15 protein-coding genes are annotated in these 22,904 nt (G+C 53.6%); 7 read left to right on the top strand and 8 right to left on the bottom strand.

Going from position 1 to position 22,904, the window contains the following annotated elements; translation table 11 throughout:
* Positions 1 to 161: 161 nt before the first annotated feature.
* Complete coding sequence (locus MMC1_RS07130; protein WP_011713059.1) at positions 162 to 1,415, bottom strand: PilZ domain-containing protein; 1,254 nt, start codon at positions 1,413 to 1,415, stop codon at positions 162 to 164.
* Between the two features lie 182 nt (positions 1,416 to 1,597).
* On the opposite strand from MMC1_RS07130, the gene yrfG reads away from it, so the two are divergent.
* On the top strand, positions 1,598 to 2,299 hold the full coding sequence (gene yrfG / locus MMC1_RS07125) for a GMP/IMP nucleotidase (protein WP_011713058.1): 702 nt from the start codon (positions 1,598 to 1,600) through the stop codon (positions 2,297 to 2,299).
* A 4-nt stretch (positions 2,300 to 2,303) separates the two neighbouring features.
* Here the strand turns inward: yrfG and MMC1_RS07120 are convergent, their stop codons facing one another.
* Positions 2,304 to 2,807: a deoxycytidylate deaminase gene (locus MMC1_RS07120; protein WP_011713057.1), complete on the bottom strand. Its 504-nt coding sequence runs from the start codon at positions 2,805 to 2,807 to the stop codon at positions 2,304 to 2,306.
* Between the two features lie 296 nt (positions 2,808 to 3,103).
* Between MMC1_RS07120 and glgB the strand changes: the two genes are divergently transcribed.
* A complete protein-coding gene (glgB, locus tag MMC1_RS07115) occupies positions 3,104 to 5,275 on the top strand; it encodes a 1,4-alpha-glucan branching protein GlgB (protein ID WP_011713056.1) in 2,172 nt (723 codons plus the stop codon).
* Positions 5,276 to 5,356: 81 nt separating this feature from the next.
* Here the strand turns inward: glgB and MMC1_RS07110 are convergent, their stop codons facing one another.
* The 3 genes from MMC1_RS07110 to MMC1_RS07100 all read right to left on the bottom strand — a co-directional run bounded on the left by MMC1_RS07110 (position 5,357) and on the right by MMC1_RS07100 (position 7,276).
* Positions 5,357 to 5,962 carry a hypothetical protein gene (locus MMC1_RS07110; protein ID WP_011713055.1) on the bottom strand — a complete coding sequence of 202 codons (606 nt, stop codon included), beginning with the start codon at positions 5,960 to 5,962 and terminating at the stop codon, positions 5,357 to 5,359.
* Positions 5,963 to 6,150: 188 nt separating this feature from the next.
* Entirely contained in the window at positions 6,151 to 6,918 is a 768-nt protein-coding gene (locus MMC1_RS07105; RefSeq protein ID WP_011713054.1) for an RluA family pseudouridine synthase, read from the bottom strand.
* A 16-nt stretch (positions 6,919 to 6,934) separates the two neighbouring features.
* On the bottom strand, positions 6,935 to 7,276 hold the full coding sequence (locus MMC1_RS07100) for a DUF3301 domain-containing protein (protein WP_011713053.1): 342 nt from the start codon (positions 7,274 to 7,276) through the stop codon (positions 6,935 to 6,937).
* A gap of 67 nt (positions 7,277 to 7,343) precedes the next feature.
* On the opposite strand from MMC1_RS07100, the gene MMC1_RS07095 reads away from it, so the two are divergent.
* Positions 7,344 to 9,215 carry an ATP-binding cassette domain-containing protein gene (locus MMC1_RS07095; protein WP_011713052.1) on the top strand — a complete coding sequence of 624 codons (1,872 nt, stop codon included), beginning with the start codon at positions 7,344 to 7,346 and terminating at the stop codon, positions 9,213 to 9,215.
* Between the two features lie 67 nt (positions 9,216 to 9,282).
* Here the strand turns inward: MMC1_RS07095 and MMC1_RS07090 are convergent, their stop codons facing one another.
* A complete protein-coding gene (locus tag MMC1_RS07090; RefSeq protein WP_011713051.1) occupies positions 9,283 to 10,245 on the bottom strand; it encodes a GGDEF domain-containing protein in 963 nt (320 codons plus the stop codon).
* A 321-nt stretch (positions 10,246 to 10,566) separates the two neighbouring features.
* Between MMC1_RS07090 and MMC1_RS07085 the strand changes: the two genes are divergently transcribed.
* Complete coding sequence (locus MMC1_RS07085) at positions 10,567 to 12,777, top strand: M1 family metallopeptidase (protein ID WP_011713050.1); 2,211 nt, start codon at positions 10,567 to 10,569, stop codon at positions 12,775 to 12,777.
* A gap of 220 nt (positions 12,778 to 12,997) precedes the next feature.
* On the opposite strand, the gene MMC1_RS07080 is transcribed toward MMC1_RS07085, so the two are convergent.
* Positions 12,998 to 17,311 (bottom strand): hypothetical protein, encoded by a 4,314-nt coding sequence (locus tag MMC1_RS07080; protein ID WP_011713049.1) that lies wholly within the window; start codon positions 17,309 to 17,311, stop codon positions 12,998 to 13,000.
* Between the two features lie 1,084 nt (positions 17,312 to 18,395).
* On the bottom strand, positions 18,396 to 19,859 hold the full coding sequence (locus MMC1_RS07075) for an IS4-like element ISMasp2 family transposase (RefSeq protein WP_011711719.1): 1,464 nt from the start codon (positions 19,857 to 19,859) through the stop codon (positions 18,396 to 18,398).
* 140 nt (positions 19,860 to 19,999) lie between these two features.
* Here MMC1_RS07075 and MMC1_RS21865 point away from each other — a divergent pair, with 140 nt between their 5' ends.
* From MMC1_RS21865 to MMC1_RS07060, 3 genes are all read left to right on the top strand, one after another.
* A complete protein-coding gene (locus tag MMC1_RS21865; RefSeq protein ID WP_041640956.1) occupies positions 20,000 to 20,221 on the top strand; it encodes a hypothetical protein in 222 nt (73 codons plus the stop codon).
* 66 nt (positions 20,222 to 20,287) lie between these two features.
* Complete coding sequence (locus MMC1_RS07065; protein WP_041640954.1) at positions 20,288 to 20,917, top strand: hypothetical protein; 630 nt, start codon at positions 20,288 to 20,290, stop codon at positions 20,915 to 20,917.
* A 276-nt stretch (positions 20,918 to 21,193) separates the two neighbouring features.
* Entirely contained in the window at positions 21,194 to 22,885 is a 1,692-nt protein-coding gene (locus MMC1_RS07060; protein WP_011713047.1) for an IS1634-like element ISMasp1 family transposase, read from the top strand.
* The last annotated feature ends 19 nt before the right edge of the window (positions 22,886 to 22,904 follow it).

Below are 22,904 nucleotides of genomic sequence, written 5' to 3'. Positions count from 1 at the left end.
TTACAAACCGCCCTCTCGCTGGCTGAGGGCGGTGAACCAACGCCCCGTAAAAAAGCTCTGGCCAAGGTATGGGTCAGCGCTTTTTTACGGGGCACACCGAAGTCACCCCCCTTGCGGTTATCCACCTGGGATAGCGCGGCACGCCTTGGATAAAACGGTACTCAATCCACCAGACTCATGGCCCTTTGTTGGATCTCCCGCACCACCTCAGCTTGGCGCTGATAGACAAACTGCGAGATAAATACCTCAGAACTGGTATCGGGTTTAATGCTTACCCCCAACATGGTTTTGCCGCCCACCCACTCTTTAACCGCCACAATACTGCCCGAAACCCGTAGGGTCTGACCCTTTTTCTCCAGCACCATATTGCACTCTACCGGCTCGCCAAAGGGAATGGGGGTTCCACCACACACCACCCCCATACCGGTCGCGGAAATATCCAACAGCTCCCCACTCAGTTTACGCCCATCCCCTAATACCACCACATTGACGGGATCTTTAGGCTTAACCCGAATATGGTTACGATCCCCCGCACCGAGTTCGGTAAAGGTGAGGTTTTTTAACTCCACCTCCTGCTTTTCACGGTTTAGGAACACCACATCGGCGCGAATGGGCGCGGGTAACATGCTATCCTTGATCAAGGTAGAACGGTCTTCACCCACCACAAAGCTTTGGAACTTATGCAGCTTTAATACGGCATTTCCCTTCATCTCTAAAATAGAGACAATCTTCGCATTGTAGCTAATGGGTACCCCTTTATAGATATTAAAACAGGCAGGCTCCCCCCCCTGTTCCATCAACAATTTCAGCGCTTCAATCGGGGTTACGCGGGGCTCTTGCTCTTCTGCCTCCTCATCATCCACAAAGACCGAAGCCTCTTCATCCTCCAAACGGGCTGCGCCACTCTGGGCATCACTCTTGGGTGCTGACGTTTTTTCTTCGCTGCTACTTTTTGCGGTAATGCTTTCCTTGCCCTGGTTTTTTTGCAGCTCATCCTCAGCAGCTTGCACCTGAGCATCATCCAGACCACTGGCCGAAAGCACCTCTTTAAAAGCCACCGCATTAAAGTGCTTAAAAGCCTCCAGCTGCCGCTGTAACCGCAATTCCAACCACTTTTGCAGATCTTTTTCCATCGCTTTCATGGTGGCGGCCAGGGCACGATTTTGTTTAATAAACCCCTCATACGCCTGTTTTTGCTGATTATTTATGGGGGGTAATTTGGCACTGTTAATGCCAGGATAAAAATGTTTATAGTACAGATAGCCGGCGGCGGGCGCATGGTTTTTATCCACCGCAGCGTCCCCGTGCAAACGACGGATCTGTGTAAAAAAATGGCGTACAAAGTGAGGGGCGTACTGTTTGTAAAAGGGCAACAGCACACGCAGGGATTGCTCCTCACCTGGGGTAACGGTCATACTGGTTTCCTTAATTATCAGAGATTCGATTGAACCTAGCTGGCCCGGCGGCTCATAACCCGGCATGGCTCAATCGTACCATGCCCACAGAAAACTCTCTAGCGAGCGTTGTGTAAGAAAGTGTAGGGCAAGCGCCCGACACTTTCCAGCCCCAAAATATTTAGCCGCCCATTGGAGTTGCCATGCCAGCATCAGCCCCCATTCAGCTGCTTAACCCATTCGATCCCCAGCGCCACTGGCCGCTGGTTGAAACGGTTTTGTTGGATATGGACGGCACCCTTTTGGACCGCCACTTTGACGACCATTTTTTTTTGGAGAGCGTGCCAAACCATTATGCTCAACAGAAAAATTTACCCCTAGATCAAGCTCGTACCGAGGTACTGCACGCCTACCAGCAGGTGGAAAGCACCTTATTATGGTACGATCTGGACTATTGGAGCCGCACCCTGCACATGGACATCCCCCTGCTTAAACGGGAGGTGGCCCATTTAATTGCCGTACACCCCCACGTCTGCCCCTTTTTAGAGCGCGTGCGTGCCACGGGCCGCCCCCTCTATCTGGTGACCAACGCCCACAGCGCCTCATTATCGTTAAAAATGCAGCGCACCCCCATTGGCCGTTACTTTGACCGTATTCTCTCCAGCCATGAGCTAGGTCTGCCCAAAGAAGACCCCAATTTTTGGCCCCTTTTACAACAACAACTTGGGTTTAACAAGGCATCGACCCTATTGGCAGAGGATTCTGAACCGGTGCTCCGGAGCGCAGCCCACTACGGGATCGCCTTTCCCTTGCATATTGCTGCACCCAGCTCAGTGCTGGCCCCGCAGTTTAGCACACAGTTTAGCTCTTTTCGGGATTTCTCCCAACTGCTGCCACCCTGCTAGCCCCTTAGCAACGCTTGCACCCGGCCTCAGTCAGCTCTTCTGGCGTTGTCATCTCGGCTGTTTGCCAATCTTGGATATGGTGCAGGACAATGCCCGCATAGTCGGCAATATCTTTAGCCCGTGGATCATCATAGGCCTCGGCATAAAAGACCTCTTTTACCCCAATATTCGCCAGCGCCCCCATGCATGCACCACAGGGATGGGTGGTTACATAGACCCGACACCCCTCCAGTTTAATACCGTGTCGCCCGGCATTGGCAATACCATTGGCCTCGGCATGGGCGCAGACACATAACCCCAAGCCCTGACCGCTGGGCACCCCAGCCTCGCGCCGCGCACAGCTGGTGGGGTGTGGATAACCACTGGGCACCCCATTAAAACCGGTGGCAAGCAGCCGCTTATCCCGCACAAACACCGCGCCAACCCGCCGGCCCGATGCACAGGTGCTCATCTCTGCCGCCAATTTGGCAACGCGCATCCAATGAATATCCCAACTGGGTCGGCTCATCTTTGGCTTCCTTCTGGGTAGAGTGGCACCACCACGGCACGAACCTACTCTATCGGTTTATGGGAGCCGTTGCATAAGCGATCCGCTCACTGCCCAAAAATCAGCCCGCATCCCCACCCCTAAAGGCCCCGGCCACACAGCCCTTAGCAAGTATAGATACACGTTTTTAATCTGATCGCCCCATGACTCTATAAAAAAATCACTGCACCAACGAATCCCGCTTGCTTGCGACACCCCCACCCGGCAACATAGGCGTTTATGCTAAAATAGTGCTGCTGTCTTATTTGGAGCCGCGTATGAATTTGGACCCTCAACAGATCCAGGAACTGCAATCTGGTTTCTCCGCTGATCCCTTTGCCGTGCTCGGTCGCCACGACCAGCCCGATGGACAGGTGGCCGTCACTGTGCTCAGCCCCCGCACAGAGCGGCTATTTTTAACCAATATCGGTCAGGAAATGACGCGCATACCGGACAGCGATCTGTTCCATTGGTGTGGTGATGGACGCGCACTGCCCTACCATTATCGTTTGCGCCGAGTGGATGCCCACGGCAGCCAAACCGAATTTCATGACCCCTACAGCATGCCACCGATGATTGGTGATCTGGACCGCCATCTCTTTAATGAGGGCACCCACCACCATGCCGGCCAGTTTTTAGGCGCTCACCGTATGGAGGTGGAGGGCATTCGTGGGGTCTGTTTTGCCGTTTGGGCCCCCAATGCCCAACGGGTAAGTGTGGTGGGGGATTTCAACCAATGGGATGGCCGTATCCACCCCATGCGCCTGCACCAAGATAGCGGCATTTGGGAGATCTTTATCCCCGCGCTGAAACGGGGCGAACATTATAAATATGAAATTCGTACCACCAACGGTGCCTTGCTGCTCAAAAGCGACCCCTACGGCCATGCTCATCAACTACGCCCAGAAAATGCCTCGATCATCACAGAACCGAGCAACTACCCCTGGCATGATGAGGTGTGGATGCGTGCTCGCAGCCGCTTTAATTGGCAAAAAAAACCCATTAGCATTTACGAGGTACACTTAGGTTCCTGGCTCGATGCTGCCACGGACCCCTTTCCCAACTATCGGGAGCTCGGCAAACGCTTGGCCCGCTACTGTAGCGAAATGGGCTTTACCCATGTGGAACTGATGCCCATCAATGAACACCCCTTTGATGGCTCCTGGGGCTACCAAAGTACCGGTTATTTTGCCGTCACCTCCCGCTTTGGCGATGGGGATGATTTTCGCGCTATGGTGGACCAACTGCACGGCGCCAATATTGGGGTTATCCTAGACTGGGTGCCGGCGCATTTTCCTAAAGATGCCCACGGTTTGGGGCAGTTTGATGGCACAGCCCTGTATGAACATCAAGACCCCCGCCTTGGGGAGCATCAGGATTGGGATACGCTGATTTTTAATTTTGGCCGTCTTGAGGTCAAATCTTTCCTTATATCCAGCGCCCTACACATGCTCACCCGCTACCATCTGGATGGTCTACGGGTCGATGCCGTAGCCTCCATGCTCTACCTGGACTACTCCCGCGAGGATTGGTTGCCCAACAAATATGGTGGCCGGGAAAATCTGGAAGCGATCACCTTTTTACGCGAACTTAACCAGGCGGTTCACCATGACTGCCCCGGCGTGTTGATGATCGCTGAAGAGTCCACAGCTTGGCCACAAGTTACCCGTCCCCCTGAGTTGGGCGGATTGGGTTTTAACATGAAGTGGAATATGGGCTGGATGAACGATACCTTGAGCTATTTCAGCAAGGATCCCATCCACCGAAAATATCACCATGATAATCTGACCTTCAGCCTTTATTATGCGTTTTCAGAAAACTTCACCCTGCCTTTTTCCCATGATGAGGTGGTACACGGCAAAGCCTCTATGCTGGGCAAAATGCCGGGGGATGAGTGGCAGCGGTTTGCTAACCTGCGCCTTCTTTACACCTACATGTTTACCCATCCGGGGAAAAAGCTGCTGTTTATGGGATGCGAATTTGGTCAAAGCCAGGAGTGGAACTTTAGCCAAGCCCTACCGTGGGAACTGCTGGAGCACACTTTTCACAAGGGTTTACAACAACTGGTCAAGGATCTTAACCTGCTCTATTGCAAGGAAACCGCCCTGCACGAGCGGGACTTCACCCCCGATGGCTTTCAGTGGATCGACTGTCACGACAGTGACCAATCCATTATTAGCTTTCAGCGTAAATCCAGCGAGGGTGAGGTGGTGGTACTGCTCAACTTTACCCCCATCCCCCGAGACAATTATCGCATCGGCGTACCCCGCCCAGGTCTTTATAAAGAGATCTTCAATGCCGACTCAGGCCACTATGGGGGCAGCAACTATGGCAATGGTATGAGCCAGTTACTAACCGAACCCTACCCTTGGATGAACCAGCTTCAATCGTTGGTGCTTAATGTTCCCCCTATGGCGGGAATTATCCTACGCTGTGAGCAAGAAGGGTAAACCGCCCCCCCTTTGCACCACAAAAAAAGGCCAGGAGCAGATCGCTCCTGGCCTTTTTTTGTGGTAAACAGCTTGGTCGTGTCAATCAATTTCCAACTCGTCAAACTGGTGCAGCACCGTCACCAACTCCATGACCGCTTGAGCCGCCTGCTCTTCATCTTCGGTCATCACCAAGGCTTGCATAATATCGGTAATGGCCAGCCAGAGTTCCAGATGCTCAAAATCAATTTGCGCAGCCACAGCGGCCATCTGGTTCATGGTATCTTTACGGCGTTTAATCATGCTTTGAATGCTCTTGACCGCATCGACATCCAGATCCTTGGCATTGGCAATTTTTAGATCCAAGGTGACCGGTTCGGTAGGATCGACCCCCACATTACCCTGGGCCCGGTAGAGGGCATGGTCCAGCATGGCCGCCAAAAAATGGCGCAGTGTCAACTTGTCATTCACCATCCTCTGACGGGTAGAGCGCCACTCAAACAGGGCGAACAGAAAGACCATCAAGCCGCCCTGCAAGGCAAAACTGATCAATACCGGCAGGATGCTCAGGCTAAAATCGGTTTCCCAATAGAGCACGATCATCAACAAGGGCACGGCGGTTAAAAAGATTAACAGCAGAACCAGATAGAAAGATAGCAGACGCTTCCAAAAGGGCATCTCTACCTCACGCGTCATCGCTAAGGACATCACAAAGCCTCGTACCTAAGAGTGGGCCACCAGACGGAGGCGTCTCCCCCCATCATGCCCTTGCCAAAGCAACATATGGGATACACCTAGCGACATGAATGCAATACCGGGACCACCCTTAACACTCGCACCCTAGCGCCAACCGAAAACAAGCCTATTTATGGGGGGATTTACAGAGCACCCCGCAGCTATGCGGCCCCATGCCCGGTTTCGTCAGCCCGAGTATGGGGCTCAAAACGGGTAGAGGGCCACGCTTCAGCCCGGTAGCCACACTGCTCCAACAAACCCCGCATGGCGCGGGGGGGCGGTGCGCTGACATTGATGGGCGCTTTACTGGCGGAGATGGGCAAAATAATCTGTCGTGCGTGCAGATGCAGGGTAAGCTGCGGCTCACTGGGGGCCGCGCCATACTGGAGGTCCCCCTCGATAGGCAAGCCCACATGGGCGCAATGCACGCGGATTTGGTGGGTACGTCCCGTTTTAGGGGTAAGCTCCAACCAGCTATGGGTGGCGCTACGCCCCAACACCCGATAGAGGGTAAGAGATGACTTGCCTTGCTCTGGGTCCACCACCATACGCCAGCCCTGTTGCGCGGTGCTGATTTTATACAGAGGAAAATCCATACTGCCCTGCGCTTGCGGCGGTCCCCCCTGCACCACCGCCCAGTAGGTTTTTTGCACCTTCCCTTGGCTAAAGAGTTTGCCTAACTTGCTTAATGCTTTAGCATGGCGACCCAAAACCAGACAGCCACTGGTGTCACGGTCCAGCCGATGTGCTAAGGCAGGCGCTTTGGGCAGCCCAAAGCGCAAACCACCAAACAACGCCTCTAAATTGGCACCGCCACCGGGTCCGGCATGCACGGGAATACCCGCCGGTTTATTGATAATAAGCAAAAGACCATCGCGATAGAGCAAGCGCGATTCCAGGTCGTTCGCTGTTATCGTTTTTGTTTTCATCTTGTTACACCAGTTTTTAAGAGCATGGAAAAGTGGGTGGTAAAGAATCTTCTGCGTGGGGTTGCAACATCACCTGTTGCAACTGCTCGCCAACCTGTATGATAACCCCCTCGTGGGAGAGCCCATCCCCCAAGCTGTAGCGAAACCCGTAGACCCGGCGGATCTGTAAGGCCAGCCGTTGCGGGTGCCGTTCCAGGCGCATACTGGTGAGATAGGCTGCACCATCCAGCAGGGAGGCTCCCATCTCTTGACACACCTGATAGGCGGTACGCACGGCCCGCTCACGGGCCTGCATTTGATAGTACCAGAGCAGCCCTACCAGCGCGGTACAGAGCAACCATAAGGTTGGATCGGACATGGAACTCCCCTTCATTCACGTGGCGGGCGCTTAAAGCGACTGTCATACACTACTTGAGTATACTGCAATGGCGCTTCTGGATCTGAAAAAGATTCGCTTGGGCTACGGTGGCCCGCTTCTGCTTGACGGCGTGGATTTTACCATTGAATCGGGCGAACGGGTATGTTTGGTCGGTCGCAATGGTAGCGGCAAAACCACCCTGTTTAAAGTCGTGGCGGGGGAGGTACTACCCGATGATGGCGAGGTCGCCTTGGCGAAGGGCTTAAAGGTGGCCCGCATGATCCAAGATGTGCCCGGTGCCCTGGAGGGCAGCGTATTTGACATTGTGGCCCAGGGGCTGGGGGAAACCGGCGAACTGATTGCCCGCTACCACCACGCCATGCTGTCGGGAGATGTCGAGGCCATGCACACACTGCATGACCAACTGGATGCCACCCCTCAGGGGTGGAATGGTCAACAGCAGATTGAATCGGCCCTCTCCCGGCTCAATCTGGATGGCGATCAGCTATTTGCCAACCTCTCGGGCGGGCTCAAACGGCGCGCCTTGATGGCCCGTGCGGTGGTCTCTCAACCCGATTTACTGCTGCTGGATGAGCCCACCAACCACCTAGATATTCCCTCCATTGAGTGGTTAGAAAGCTTTTTAAAAAGCTACCGGGGCACCCTGCTGTTTATTACCCACGACCGCCGCTTTTTACGCGCCTTAGCGACCCGCATTGTGGAGCTGGACCGTGGCCAACTGACCAGTTGGCCTGGGAATTATGATGCCTACCTACAGGGCAAGGCCGATCTGCTGCTGGTCGAAGAGAAACAGAACGCCCGCTTTGATAAAAAGTTGGCCCAAGAGGAGGCGTGGATTCGTCAGGGCATAAAAGCCCGGCGCACCCGCAATGAGGGTCGTGTACGGGCGCTGCAAGCGCTGCGTTTAGAGCGCCGCGCCCGGCGTGAGCTCTCCGGTAGCGCCAAAATCTCCATTCAGGAGGCCTCCCGTTCCGGTCGTCTGGTGGTGGAGTGCGATAAGGTTGGCTTTAGCTATGCCGATACCCCTTACATCCGGGATCTTACCACCACCCTTATCCGTGGCGATAAAGTGGGCATTGTGGGGCCCAATGGCTGTGGTAAAACCACCCTACTTAATCTGCTATTGGGCAAATTAAAGCCCCAAAGCGGTGAGCTCAAACTGGGTACCCGCTTGGAGATTGCCTATTTTGACCAGCATCGCGCCAGTCTAGACCCCAATGCTACGGTGCAGGATAGCGTTGCCAATGGTCGTGATCGCCTTGATGTGAACGGAGAAAATCGCCATGTTATCGGCTATTTACAAGATTTTCTCTTTTCCCCAGAGCGGGCCCGCTCACCGGTTTCTGTGCTGTCGGGTGGGGAGCGCAATCGACTGCTGCTGGCCAAACTGTTTGCCCAGCCCGCCAACATGTTGGTATTGGACGAGCCGACCAATGATCTGGATGCCGAAACTCTGGAGTTGTTAGAGTCCCACGTGGTCAATTTTAATGGCACTGTATTGGTGGTGAGCCATGATCGGGAGTTCCTTAACAATGTGGTCTCCTCCACCCTCGTATTTGAAGGGGATGCCTTGGTTAAGGAGTACCCAGGCGGCTATGATGACTGGTTAGAACAGCGCCCTGCCGTCGCCGTGGAGAGCAAACCCAGCCTCAAGCCCGCCTCGCCGCAAAAGAGCACCAAAAAGGCGGTTAAGCTCACCTATAAAGATCAACGGGCATTGGAGACCTTGCCTGCCGAGATTGAGCAGTTGGAAGGGGAAAAAGCGGCATTAGAGGCGCTGCTTGCCGACCCGGCCATGCATCTGCGGGAAAACGTGGAGCAGGCCAATCAAGCCACCGAGCGGTTGGCCAAGCTGGAGGCAGAATTGGAAGATAAATATCACCGCTGGGATGTGCTGGAGTCCAAGGCGGCGGGCTGAGCCGCTCATGCCCTGCACGCGGGCCATGCCACCGGGTGCGGCGCTGATCCTGAGCCAAGGGGCCGGATCAGTCGCCCACCACCACCCGGTTACGGCCCTGATTCTTGGCTTGGTAGAGCGCGGCATCGGCGGTGGCGATGAGTTCACTCACGCTATCCACGGTGCCGCTGGTTTGCGCCACCCCTAATGATATGGTAATGCCGGAAAGAGAGTTGCCCTCATCATCCTTAATTTCCAGCGCCTCCACCGCAGTACGCAGTCGCTCGGCGATCATACGCCCCGATACCGCATCGGTATCGGGCAGCACCACAGCAAACTCTTCACCACCGTAACGGGCAGCAATATCACCAGGGCGTAGATGCAGGCTGATGGTATGCGCCAGTGCAATGAGCGCCTCATCCCCCCCTTGGTGACCGTGGGTATCGTTGTAGCGTTTAAAGTGGTCTACATCCAGCATGATTAAAGAGAGCGGGTTTTGGCTGTGCTCGACCCGCCGCATCTGCCGCTGCATGCTCTCATCAAACCAACGCCGGTTGTAGATACCGGTGAGGGGATCCACCTTGGCAAAGGTTTCTAACTTACGCTGTCGCTCCGACCCCTCAATAATCACCCGATTATTATTGCGCATACGTTTAGAGAGTATATTCAATAAATTACATGCAAGGGTATGGGATGAGTGAATTAAAGACCATACCCGACTTTCATCAATGCTGAGCAGTTTGGTGGCACCCTCGGCAAGGACATAGGCCGACGCCCGCCCTTGATCAATGATAGAGAGCTCACCAACGCAGGAACCGGTTTCCAAAATCAACAAGGGTTCGGTCTGGATTCCCCCCAAATGGACCCGCGCCTGCCCCTCTAACAGCACATAGAGCGCATCGTTGGGATAGTCTGGCGAGATGATAATATCATCATGCTGCATGGTGTAGACCCAGCAATCTTCCAGCACATAAGCGACGGATTCATAGCCGACCCCATAAAACAGGTGGAGCTGATCGTATGATTCACCTTGATATTTTGTTTTTTTCATCACACGACCTTTATGCTTAGAGGCACCTTGTATCACCGAGCACCATTTTTACCAGTTACACAGAATTAGACAAGCATTTACACACCCTAGCGGTTGGTTTATGGACCCAGCTAGGATAAAACAGTGATTTAGGGCTAGAGGGTGACGCCATAAAAAAACTAACCTATGGAAAATATGGATACTTTCTAACGAGCATTGAGCAATCATCGTAGACGGGGCAGGAATAATGGTGATTTTTTTTAGGTTCCATTGTCCTGTTCGGCACATTTGGTACACTTGGCACTACTCTTTGCCGTTTGAACTTCATGGGTTTTCTAACCGATGCTAACATGCCAACCACTGACAAACCATTGCTTTGCTCTGCTCACAGCGCTCTGCTTACTGCTACCCATCCAGCTTGCCCACGCCGAGCAGCCGCTGATTCATCACGAGCTGATTGTCACCCTCTACCCTGACCGCCACCATATTGAGGTACGGGATGCCATACGCCTGCCCGAGGCTTGGCAGTCGCAAAAATTAAGTTTTTTGCTCTCAGACAAACTGCAAATTTCCGCCATGGAGGGACGCACCATGACGGATATGGCGCGGGTGGTGGACCCCACTCAGCAGGGCGGCTTTCACACTTACCAGCTCGCTCCTTACCTGCCAAACGAGCAGGAAAAACAAGAAAAAGCGCCCATTCCCCAATTAATCCTGCGCTACAGTGGCAAAATTGAGAGCACCATGCAGCAGCCAGTCTCCGGTTATCGGGGTGGGGCGACCATCTCCACCGGGGGCATTGGTGAAGAAGGGGTGTTTTTAGGGGGTGGCACCGGTTGGGTACCCTATTTTGAAGGTGCGCTTAACCATTTTCGTCTCACCGTCATTATGCCCCAAGGCTGGCGCAGTCTCAGTCAGGGCAAACCGCTCAGCCACACCCAGGAGCGTGACCGTATGGTGGATGTGTGGGAGGCCCCGCACCCCACCGAAGCGATCTATCTCCATGCGGGGCAGTGGCACCGCTACAAAAAACAGGTCACGACCCGCCATGGTCAACAGCCCCTGCTGCTGGCTGTGCTGCTGCGTCAAGCCGACGAGCCCTTGGCCCAAAGCTATCTGCAAGACACCCTAGACTATATTAACCTCTATGAAGATCTGATTGGCCCATACAGCTACGATAAATTTGTGCTGGCCGAAAATTTTTGGGAAACCGGCTACGGTATGCCCTCTTTTACCCTGCTGGGATCGCAAGTCATTCGGCTACCCTTTATCCGCACCTCCAGCTACCCCCATGAGATTTTGCACAATTGGTGGGGCAACGGCGTGTTTGTGGATTATGCCCAAGGCAACTGGAGCGAGGGACTCACCGCCTATATGGCCGACTATCTGCTACAAGAACATAATCACCAAGGGGTACTCTATCGCCATACCACCCTCAGCAAATATGCCGGCTTTGTGCGCCGTGAAAACGATTTTCCCCTCACCCATTTTACCAGCCGTCACGATGGGGCAAGCCAAGCCATTGGTTATGGTAAGGGTTTGATGTTTTTCCATATGTTACGGCGCCATTTGGGGGATAAGATGTTTATCCAGGGATTGCGCAGTTTTTACCAGCAGTACCGCTTTAAAGCCGCCAGTTACGCCGATTTACGCCGTACTTTTGAGCAAATCTCTAGCATGGATTTGCGCCCCTTTTTCACCCAATGGACGCAACGCGCCGGAGCCCCTGAATTGGAGCTGGAAGCGACCAGCATCCAGCCCGATGGCCGTGGTTGGCGTCTGAATTTTACCCTGCTGCAAAAACAGCCTGGAGCGCCCTACCAGCTTCAAGTTCCCCTCCAAGTCACTTTGCAAGGAGAGAGCCAGCCCCAACCCTTGGTTATTCCCATGCAGCGCCTTAACCAAACGGTTTCACGCTACTTTTCCAGCCGCCCTGAGCGGTTGGATATTGACCCTGCCTTCGACCTTTTCCGTACACTGCACGCCGGGGAGATTCCCCCTACCCTTAGCGCACTGTTTGGGCATCCCCACATCCTAGCGGTGCTCCCCAGTAAGGGCCCCTTAGCGGAGCAACAAGCCCTGCGCCGACTGGTGCATGCCTGGGGGTTGAGCAGCGTGCAGGATGACCAGTTAACCAATCTACCCACTGATCAAGCCTTGTGGATCTTAGGGCAGCACAACCGCTTCCGTGAGCAAGCCCTAGCCCCCCTGCGCAACCAAGGGGTTGAGGTGGTTCACAACCAGATCACCCTGGCTGGTAAACCCTACGAACTGGCCAAACACAGTGTCGTGACCGTTACCCGCCAGGGCAAGCAACCCATCGCTTGGCTTAGCCCCCAGGCGGACCAGATTGACGCCCTCATCCGCAAGTTACCCCATTATGGGGCCTATGGGCATCTGCTCTTTGCAGGGGATAGCAGCGAAAATCTGTTGCGCGGCAAATGGAGCCAGACCCAATACCCTCTCTCGGTGGTGTTCGACGCCCAAGGCCAAGCCAGCACCGCCCAGAGCGCCCCTACCCTAGCCCCCGAGCTAAGCTTGACGGCCCCTTAGCGCCAGCCTCCGCTCGCTGTGGTGGGATCGTATCGGCTCTGAGCGTAAGGATTAACCGAGCTAAGCAGGGTGGCGATTCACGCTAACGAAAAACGGGGCAACGCGGTGGCACCCTTGCAGACCAAAAAAAGGGGGGCGGAAGAATAGGCTTGATTGAATACGGGGGAGATTGCGCTTACGCCGCGATGCAACCTACCGAAAAGGGGATGGGCGGCGCAACTTATGGATGGCTAAAACGCCCAAACAGGCGCTGCCACATCCGTTTAGCCCAGGAGGAAGGCCGGGGTTTATGCTGCTCTAAGGCCGCATAAACCGGCAAAATCCAAGTTTGACTGCGCACTTTTTCCAGGGGCATCCCCTGACTGCGCAGCAGCAGATTTTCATAGCTGTGCAGCAGGCTAAGCAGACCTTGGTGCAGGCTCTCTGGCTGCTCCAGAAAGGCTTCATACATAAGCATAAGCGCCTGTTTGGCTATGGGTTCAACCGCACCATATTGGCCGACCAACATCAGACACACCGCATACTGGTGATGGTTAACCGCCACAAAGGGGCGTATCACCTGTAAATCGCCCTCCTGTTTAAGCAGTGGCACGCAGATCTCCACCGCTTTTTGGGCCATGTTTAGTGCCCGACTATACTGCTTTTCCTGCACCAGATATTGGGCCAACCGCTGAAAATTACGGGCCCGTCGCACATACAGGCGCAGCTCCAACAAAGGCTCCACATGCCCTTGAAACAGCGATTCTCCCCAGAGCGCCAAACTTTCGCTCTGTTTAAAATCATCCACCTCAAAGGCCATTTCGGCCATCCGCGCCAGCAGTTCCCCCAATTTTACCCCGTGGGGCTCTACCGTGCGCCCCTGTAAGGGGGAGAGCACCCTCTGCAACGCCCCCAAACGCTGCGCGGCATCCAACTCGGGCTGGCTTTCAAAACGCTCAAGCAGACACTCCGCCAGCGTCATACGGGCCGAAAGTTGTTGATGATTTTCCACATATTGCATCTTTTGCAACTGTTCAACCAGCTCAGTCAGGGTCTCATAACGCCCCGCATGATCCCCCAAGCGATGCTGCACCATCGCCAACAGCTCCAAGGTGCGCACCCATAGGGGCTCCAGCGTTTGGGGCTGCTGCCCCGCACACTGGGGCCACAGCAGTAGCGTTTTTGTTAATTCACCACAAGCCTCTTCCAGACGCTCATCCTCACGCCCCAGCAAGGTTGCCACATTGAGCCGTTCGGTGGCTAAAGTGGGCATAAAGTGTTGCTGACCCGCCAAGACCAGCTTTTCAAATACCTTAACCGCAGCCTGCCGGTAGCTCAGGGCCTGCTGGGGCAAATCCAAATGACGGGCACAATCCGAAGCCTCGCAGTAGCCCTGGCCCATATTGGCACCAAACGCCATATGGTCGCTCTCATACAGCCCATCAATAAGTTGCAGCCCCAATGCCGCAGAGGCCATAGCCTCGTCTTTGGCCCCGCCTGCCACCAAGAGCTGCGCTCGAATAAGCGCCATACGCCCCAGCGCGATCACCCACAACGACCTTAACTTAACCGCACCGGGCTGCTGCTGTTGGGCCGCAAACCACATCTGCCCCTGGGTTACCAGCTGCTCAGCCTGCTCCATGCGGTTATCCTCGACGAGGCTTTTAATCTGGGCCTCCCAGCTCTCCAGCAGCGCAGCGGCATCATCAACCTCTTGGTTGCGCACCACTTGCCGCATCAGGATATCACGCAAATTTTGCAGTGCTTCCAGTGCGCCCGCCCGGTTGCCCACTTCCTGACACAGCAGCCAGCGGTTACGACACACTTGGGGAGCGATGCGATCGAGCTCCTGCTCTTGTAATTGGGCATAACCGGAGAGGAGCTGTACCATCGCCTCGCCACACACTTTGGCCGCCTCACGGCTTCGACCAGCATCCCGCAAAAACAGGCCTAGGCTATCCAACGCCTGCACATGCGCGGGAAGATACTCTTCATCCCCCAACTCCAACACCCCATACAGACCCACCGTGCGCCGCATAGCACGAATCGCTTGGTGAATCTGCCCCTGATTGGCCAACCCCACACTTTGATTATGCAACGCCATAACCAATAAGGGGTTAAACTCTCGGGGTTGCCGTTGGGCCAATCGCTCAAACAGCGCCACCGCCTCGCTGACGCTTTGCAACGCCAGGGTTTGATCACCCCGCTCAAAATTGCTGTCTGCCAATTGATAAATCGCAGCGGCTAAGCGCTCTTCATAGTAAAGGGGCTCTTGGGCGGCCAATTCCCGGTAGAGGCTCACCGCCTCCTGTAACAACGTACTACTGAGTTCATGCTGGCCAAGTCGCTGGAGTGGCTTACTAAACTGTTCACACAGCTCGGCCATAAACGGACGATACAGCTCTGGCTCCCGTTCCATCATCTCACGGGTAAGGGTGAGGGCGCGGTTGCCTTCGGCCAAAGCTTCATCATCATGGCCCAACTCAGCCAGCAAGAAAGTACGGTTACTGTGGGCTTTAACCACATTGGCACCATGGAGCTGAGGGTCGCGCTTATAGAGACCATCAAACACATCCGCCGCCTTACTCACCCACTGCAAAGCCTCTTTTAACTGACCGGCCTCTTTGAGCACATTGCTGGTATTATTCAGCGCCGCGGCATAGTCACCCGCAAACTGCCGGGGATGAATTTTCGCCAGCCGCTCAAACAGAGAAAGGGATTGGGTGCAGCTTTGAATCGCCCCACTATGGTCTTGCAGCGTCCCCAGGCTCACCCCCAAACTGTTGAGGGCGCGCGCCCAACTGGCGGTAAACGTCTCGGCATCACGAAGGGCTAACGATTCAAACAGCAAGCGGGCCTGCTCCTTCATCTCCACCGCTTGTTCTATCTGCTCCAACTCCTCCAACCGTAAACCACAAGAGCTTAAAGCGTCGGCGAGGTCGGGTTCAAAAATATCTGCCGCCTCCTCCACCAGAGCCTCAAAGATATGCACCGAACGCTGGGCAAATGTAAGGGCTTGCTCAAACCGTTGCAGATAGCTGAGCACGTAGGAGAGCATGTTGCAATAGTGGCCCAGGGCCGGATAATAGGCATGGCTTACCACCCCCTGCACCACTGCATCCAACCGTTCGACCAAATGGTTTAGGATGGTCTGCTCCAACTCACTAACCGGGCCAAAACCCGAGGGCATACTATCGACCAAATCCATCAAATCATTCAGGGGCAGGCGGTCATCCAAGATCCGCTCTTCAATACGCTGCACCAATTGGTTAAAACGATGATCGTCACTCTCGCCATGCAGACAATGGATCAACTGCAACAACGGCCATTTGCCTCCAACCGCCGTGGTGGCCACAAGCAGTTGCTGCTGCAACGGGAGGGGAAGTTCCAACAAATGGGTGCTAATAAAAGCGACCGCCAGCGGCTCTGGCCCCAGCGGGGGGATGCCGCCATCCCCGGCAATCGGCCAAGCGTAATAGTCCTGCACACCGTAGCGCAGGCGTTGCGCCAGCATGCGCAAGCGATCCCCATCCACCCCCAGATCTAACGCCAAAGGTGCCATTTGCTGGCTCAGGGTTTGGGCATCTAACCCATGGCAGAGGGTATTAAACAGCACCATAGGCAGCAGTGCCGTTGCCCATTCACCCTCCATCTGGCGCTGCACCTGCAAGCCCAGCATCGCCCCCATGGCGCGCTCAACTGCAAGGGGTTCCGGTGCCAACAGCGTTTCCAACAAGGTATCATCGTTGTTGGGTGTGTGCGCCACCACAAACGCCACCATCCACAGGTAGAGGGGGTCTTCGCACCAATCCCGATGCGCCAGGGCGTTAATCCAGGGTAAGCCGGTACGGTAACTGCCCAAAGAGAGGTTGGGGTTATAGTGGGCAAGCAAAGATTTTAAAAACTGAAAACGATGCGATGGTTTTGCCAAAAACGACGTCAACGTGGCGCCATGGCTGTAGTCGAAAAACTGGCTTAAATGCAGGCGGGCCCGACCCGCGCTCTCTAGCAGATCTCGCCACCAACCCCAGGTAGGGTCTCCATGGTCAGCCAAAAACAGTACCCGCAACCGGTGGGGCACCTGATCGGGATGGCGAGCCAACGCACAGAGCCACCCCCCCAACGCCTCAGCCTGTTCGGGGGCCTCATCCACCACAATTAAGGTGGGACGATCCATCTGCACCGAGAGAGGACGGTCCTTACCCTTTTGCCCGCCGTCACTCTGCCAAAAACCGCAACACCATTGATCAGAGACCCGTTTGCATAGCTCTGCTGCCATACGGCTTTTGCCCGCCAATGGCTCGCCCACCACCACCTGCAAAGAGATGGCATCCTCACGCGCCATCCAGGTTAGCAGCCGATCAAACGTTTCGGTATGTAAAAAGGGTTGTTGCCAGAGCAGTTGCGCCACGCCCGCTAGGGGTTCTAACGCCTCAATGGCGTGCAAGTTTAAGGCGCGGTCGCCAATACGCACCCGCTGCTGCTCATGGGGTGTGGCGTCAACCCGCCCTTTGTTATGGCTAAGCAGTCGAAGATGCGGGGGATGGTTGGGCATGATGGGTCAGGCTCCAGAGCCTTACGGTCCACAGGGCGATTGGCATGCTCAAAATCTTGGTATACCAAAAAATAGAGAGAGGTTTTCTATTCTACTCTTTTTTAGTAACTATTTACCACCCTATCTGAGGAAAAAATCTTTGATACGCTTTTTCGCGTATTTTAAAGAATGAGGTATCCTGTAGAAGTGTTGTCAGTACGGGCTTTTTGAGGAGGCCCTATCTGGCCATTTCCAGCCAATCGACCATCAGTGGGGTTGGATGTGGGCTGGTAAGTATATCCTCCTGCTCGGCACCTCGCCTTAATGTGTCCAGTGACGCGCACCGTTTTCAAGTAAATCACAGCTTAATATCCATGCTTTATACGCTTTTTAAGCAGAAAGTCCGGTTGAGGCGAGCGAAGCCTGGACCCAAACCTAGAGGTAAAGATGAAAAGACGGGAAAGAAGCCGGCTGATGCAACTTTACCTGGAATTAAGCAACTGTCCCCGGAATTACCTAGGGAATTACCTAGGGAATTACCTAGGTAATTACCTAGAAATAAAATCGTCTGACACTTGAAATATATTGTTACCGTACATATATGGAAGAGTTGAAGGGCTGAGCATGCAGAATCCAGGGACTGCTGCATGCTCAGAATGGTCACCCAACCGTGCTGCAACACGGTAGAGCCGAAACCTACGCCTGTATATTATCAGGATCTCCTATGGAGACAAGGTGAAATAGGGTAACCGCAAACGCAACAGTCCTTATCTTCCATGGAGATTGCAATGTCTGGAAATCGAACGAAAAGTGGTCCTCAGTGTTGGACCAGAACCAGGAATGACGGGTCTTCCTACGTCACCTGCGAAGGAAGCTCATCGGGAGGTGGTGGAAATCGAAGGTCTCGCCCTAAACATCCTAGAAGAAATTTCAGGCCTAAAGATGCCAAACCTGATCAGTGGACATGGGCAGATGTCATCGCATCAGCTATCAACCGAATTCTCAATGCACCCGACGGGCAAGTACAAGTACCTGACGGGAACGAGGGAGTCATCAACTTCACTAAAAAAGGCAATAGACTCTTTCATGATGGAACACATGGAACTCAAGTTTCGCAGTTCGTTTCGGCCAGAATTTGACGTTGTGAACCAAGGGGATCGAGCATCAATGCCTTGCTGAGCCAAGCCTCGACCTCCTGTTCAAAGAGTTCAATTACCTCGTTTTTTTGGTGATTTTCAAGAATGGATGTTCGGCCAAGGGCATCATTGAAGATGGCGCGGAAGGTATGCCAGAGCTTTCGGGCATAGGTCAAAGCGGCCAGATTGTGGGCGAGTTGATCCCGCTGGCTGCCTTTGATCGCCACCATGCTGGAGAGAACAGCATGGCGCATGGCAGCTAGGTGTAGGCAGGCGATGACTGCTTCGAAGGATCGGACGGATTCATTAAGGAAACCAAGGTGCTGTTTGGATTCCTTGTAGAAAACTTCGATTCCCCAGCGGTTGGCGTAGTGCTCGATCATATTTGACAGCCCCATTGACCGGTCTGTGGTCAGAAAGACGGCCCACTCCTTCGAGCCGGTTTTCGGATCGATCAGCCGGACGAAGAACAGACGTATAAGGCCGATTTCGGGGTGCTCTGCATCTAGGAAGGTTCCTTTGAAGCGCTTGGACCCCTTAGCTTTCCTGATCTTGCCCTTGGCAAACCGGGTGTAAAGTTCGGCACTGGTCAGTCTCTCGCCCTGGAATAGGAACTTGGTGTTGTTGCGCTTCCATCGGATCAGGGGGACCACGCCCAGATCCAGGATTTTCTTGACGAACTTAACCGATGAGTACCAAGCATCGGCGAGAAAATACTGGGCCGGAATCCCAGCTTGAATGGCTCTGGCAACCATGTCGACAGTCTGATCAAGCTTAGACATCTTGGCCGCCTCACGGTAACGCCGTCCAAGATGTGAGCGACAATCGAACCGGTAACTGAGGATGTGGAGCAGATTGCTGATCAGAGGCCGCTTTGAAAAACGCAAAGCGGCATCCAGTGGCAAGGTTCCCTGCTTGTTAACCCAGACCAAGTGGGCTGCTTCAAAACCTGCAACTGAGCGGCCGGTATTGTGGTCATGATGCCAGCAAACACCTTCAATACGATCACCACGCTTCTCTTTGACGGTGGTATCGGCAACAAGGTAGCCGGGGCCGAGATCCAGCGTTCGCCACTGGGGTAGTAACTTTTTGATTAGCGCCCAATGCGCATTCCGCCATGGAAATTGGCGTTGGAGCAACCGGTAGAAGGTATCCTTGCCTACCGCGAAGACCGACAGAAAGTGGTCGCGGCAAAAAAGGTGAATGGATGGCACCTTCAACAGAGGATGCAGGATCAGTAACATGATCAGCGTCGGAAGATCCTTCCCCGTTCGTTTGCTCCATCCGCGCCGATTGAATATCGCCTGGAAGCCAATTTCCTGGAGAAAATCGACGATAGCGTTATCTACGCCGAATACTCCAAAGGATTGGGTTTTGATCTCGTCAATCATGGGGGTAGGCACAGTAGCCTGTTCCCTGTTATGCTGATTCATGAAGCTGGCCTCGTCCCTGAGCTATCTGACTGATTCGACACCAGAATTATAGCATACACGAGGCAGCTTTGCCCTTGACTTGGTTGGCAAATATCAGTCCAATTGATCGGTCAACGAACTGCGAAACTTGAGATGGAAAGATGGCTTTTGACGTGTTTTTCAACAAAGATGGTTCTGTCAACGTCAAGACAGTCTCCGTAGATCGTTGGGAGCATGGGGGAGTTGCACCGAAGCCTGAGGGGATGAGGATTTGGGCAGATGAGACAGGGAAAGTGTTCTACGAGATCCTGCCTGAACTCTCTTTTTTCGAAAATGCCCGCTATCCTGGTTACGCAATTTATCGGGAGGGGAGCTACGAGTAAGGTATTGTGAGTGAGAGCCTGGGGAGAAAAGCCTTCCCCAGGCTTTTCTTCTTCAGGGTGAGAATCATGAAATTGAAATATTATCTGTTTAAGATCATGCCGGTCCTTTTCCTATCAGGCTGCCAGATGGCAGCGTTTGATGCACCTTTAGCCCCCGTGGAAAATGGAGTCAAAATAGATCAAGTTTTTTTACCTGCTTGCCTTATTGATAAAAAAGGCAAAATGACACATTTGCACACATCACCCGTCGCCAACGGCTATAAAGTTGTTCCTACGGACAACCTAAAGGGCCAACATCTTCTTTTTTATGTGGTGAACTTTAATGGTTTCACTCTATGGCACTTTCCGTCGAAGATTACCGCCAAGAAGAGTCTTATTCCCACGCTTGAAGATAATGCAGACATCTATCAGATATTTTTAGCCGAAATGGTAGACGGTAGAATCCAGTTATTGGGACTAAATATCGATCGTTTGGTTCAATCCGTAGATCTGGGCGAACTGCGGGCAAAAGCACCTCGTGAATGTCTTCCGACACAAGCCATGAAGGATATGACAAGCTGCAGTGATAATCCAAACCACTGGGTCTTCAATACAACAACAGAACACTTAAAGCAGTATCTATTACATTTAGGAGAGTCTGCTTTTACAGAAGAGTTTGTGCATTTATTCAATAAGCAAGATTGCCGGGGGCTTTAAACAGACGTGTTTCGTTCCATGTACCGAGTGCAAACCAAAATTCCATGGCAAATGTCCGAACTTGACAAATCCACTATAGACTGTTTTCGCAGGCTTTTTTGCTCCATTTTCGAACAGCAAGTTCGGACCGGGTCCGAACTTGACCGGACTTTCTTGCAGAAATCTAAGATTCATATTTAAAAACAGCAAGATATGCAAATTCACCTGATTTTTGTAGTCATGTAATGTTTGTTTTTATTCATTTAATATTTGAATTTTTCTGCTATAATCATAGCCATGCATATTGAACGTGTTCCCAATCGAAATTCACACCCAACCGTGCTGCTGCGGGAATCCTACCGTGAAAACGGTAAGGTCAAAAAGCGCACCCTGGGTAACTTGACTGGTCAACCCGAGGAGACCATTGAGGCTTTGCGTGTGGTGCTCAAGGGTGGACGCATGATGCCGATGACCTCAGCCCTGACCATTGAGGCCAGTCTGCCTCATGGCCATGTCGCTGCTGTCGTCGGAGTGATAAAATCCCTGGGCCTTAAAAGTTTGCTGGGAACAAAACAAACGCGCTACCGCAATTTAATCCTGGCGCTGATTGCCCAGAGAGTGCTTCAACCTGCATCAAAACTGGCCTCGCACCGGCTGTTCAACACGACCACCTTGGGGCAGGAGTTCGGCGTGGCTGACGCCAACAAGGAAGAACTTTACAAAGCCCTCGATTGGCTCGGAGCGCAACAGGAACGCATGGAGAATCGCTTGGTGAAACAGCACCTTAAGGATGGCTCCATGGTACTGTTTGATCTCACTTCCACCTATCTGGAAGGAAGACAGTGTGAACTGGCTGAGTACGGCTACAGCCGCGACCACCGCCCAGACAAACTCCAGATTGAGATTGGCCTGCTGTGCGACAAGGAGGGTCGCCCTCTGGCCGTGGAGGTGTTTCCCGGCAATACAGGCGATCCCACTACGCTGACCGCCCAAGTGAACAAGCTCAAGGCGCGCTTTGGCCTCAAACAGGTCATAGTTGTTGGTGATCGGGGTATGATCACCCAGGCCCGGATTGACGAAGATCTCCAACCTGCTGGTTTTTCATGGATTACCGCCTTGCGCCACAGCACCATCCGATCACTGGCCAAAACAGACAACTGGCCTTCTTTATTCGATGCGCGCAACTTTGCCGAGATCACCTCCCCAGATTTCCCAGGTGAGCGACTGATGGTCTGCCGCAATCCCTTCCTGGCCGAGGATCAGGGGCGATCACGACGGGAACTGTTGACCATCGCAGAACAGGGGTTGGAGACGATCCTGCAAGCCGTGCAAGAGGGCTCTTTGCGTGATTGTGGTCAAATTGGCAAAAGGGCCGACCGGGTTCTGCGCAAGCTCAAAATCGCCCGTTATTTCAACTTGGAGATTGCTCCAGGGCGGTTCGCTTGGTCCCGTAAGCAGGCTGTTATCGATCAGGAAACAGCCCTGGACGGAATCTATGTGGTCCGCACCAACCTTCCCGAAAAGGAGATCTCCAGTGCCGACACGATCCGCCAATACAAATCATTGGCCCAGGTAGAGAGCGCCTTCAGACATTTGAAGAGCAGTCTGGATATCCGACCGATCTTTCATTTCCGTGCCGATCGCATCAAAGCCCACGTCTTCCTGTGCATGTTGGCCTACATGGTAGAACGGAAAATGCGGATCAAGTTAAAAACGCTACTGTTCACCGATGAAGCGCCATTGCTCCCCGACGATCCTGTCATGCCCAGAGAGTCATCGCCAAACGCCAAAGAGAAAACCGGCACAAGACGCTCTCCGGTAGGCCATGCCTTGCAGAGTTTCAGCACCCTGCTGGAGCAATTGGCCACCTTGACCCGTAATACTGTTCGTGCCCAATGGGAGCCCGCGACTGGTAAACCGTTTGAGATGCTTGCTAACATCACCCCCCTACAGCAGGAGGCCTTCCGGCTACTCAGCACCTCGCCTTAATGTGTCCAGTGACGCGCAC

Origin of the sequence: Magnetococcus marinus MC-1 (genome assembly GCF_000014865.1) — a bacterium.
GTDB classification, from domain to species: Bacteria; Pseudomonadota; Magnetococcia; order Magnetococcales; family Magnetococcaceae; genus Magnetococcus; species Magnetococcus marinus.
This window is presented reverse-complemented; position numbering and strand designations above follow the sequence as displayed.

What these genes read in the sequence shown, in the direction of transcription:
- MMC1_RS07130 (WP_011713059.1), bottom strand. Translation starts at nt 1,415, where the DNA reads ATGACCGTTACCCCAGGTGAGGAGCAATCCCTGCGTGTGCTGTTGCCC.
- yrfG (WP_011713058.1), top strand. Translation starts at nt 1,598, where the DNA reads ATGCCAGCATCAGCCCCCATTCAGCTGCTTAACCCATTCGATCCCCAG.
- MMC1_RS07120 (WP_011713057.1), bottom strand. Translation starts at nt 2,807, where the DNA reads ATGAGCCGACCCAGTTGGGATATTCATTGGATGCGCGTTGCCAAATTG.
- glgB (WP_011713056.1), top strand. Translation starts at nt 3,104, where the DNA reads ATGAATTTGGACCCTCAACAGATCCAGGAACTGCAATCTGGTTTCTCC.
- MMC1_RS07110 (WP_011713055.1), bottom strand. Translation starts at nt 5,962, where the DNA reads ATGTCCTTAGCGATGACGCGTGAGGTAGAGATGCCCTTTTGGAAGCGT.
- MMC1_RS07105 (WP_011713054.1), bottom strand. Translation starts at nt 6,918, where the DNA reads ATGAAAACAAAAACGATAACAGCGAACGACCTGGAATCGCGCTTGCTC.
- MMC1_RS07100 (WP_011713053.1), bottom strand. Translation starts at nt 7,276, where the DNA reads ATGTCCGATCCAACCTTATGGTTGCTCTGTACCGCGCTGGTAGGGCTG.
- MMC1_RS07095 (WP_011713052.1), top strand. Translation starts at nt 7,344, where the DNA reads ATGGCGCTTCTGGATCTGAAAAAGATTCGCTTGGGCTACGGTGGCCCG.
- MMC1_RS07090 (WP_011713051.1), bottom strand. Translation starts at nt 10,245, where the DNA reads ATGAAAAAAACAAAATATCAAGGTGAATCATACGATCAGCTCCACCTG.
- MMC1_RS07085 (WP_011713050.1), top strand. Translation starts at nt 10,567, where the DNA reads ATGCTAACATGCCAACCACTGACAAACCATTGCTTTGCTCTGCTCACA.
- MMC1_RS07080 (WP_011713049.1), bottom strand. Translation starts at nt 17,311, where the DNA reads ATGCCCAACCATCCCCCGCATCTTCGACTGCTTAGCCATAACAAAGGG.
- MMC1_RS07075 (WP_011711719.1), bottom strand. Translation starts at nt 19,859, where the DNA reads ATGAATCAGCATAACAGGGAACAGGCTACTGTGCCTACCCCCATGATT.
- MMC1_RS21865 (WP_041640956.1), top strand. Translation starts at nt 20,000, where the DNA reads ATGGCTTTTGACGTGTTTTTCAACAAAGATGGTTCTGTCAACGTCAAG.
- MMC1_RS07065 (WP_041640954.1), top strand. Translation starts at nt 20,288, where the DNA reads ATGAAATTGAAATATTATCTGTTTAAGATCATGCCGGTCCTTTTCCTA.
- MMC1_RS07060 (WP_011713047.1), top strand. Translation starts at nt 21,194, where the DNA reads ATGCATATTGAACGTGTTCCCAATCGAAATTCACACCCAACCGTGCTG.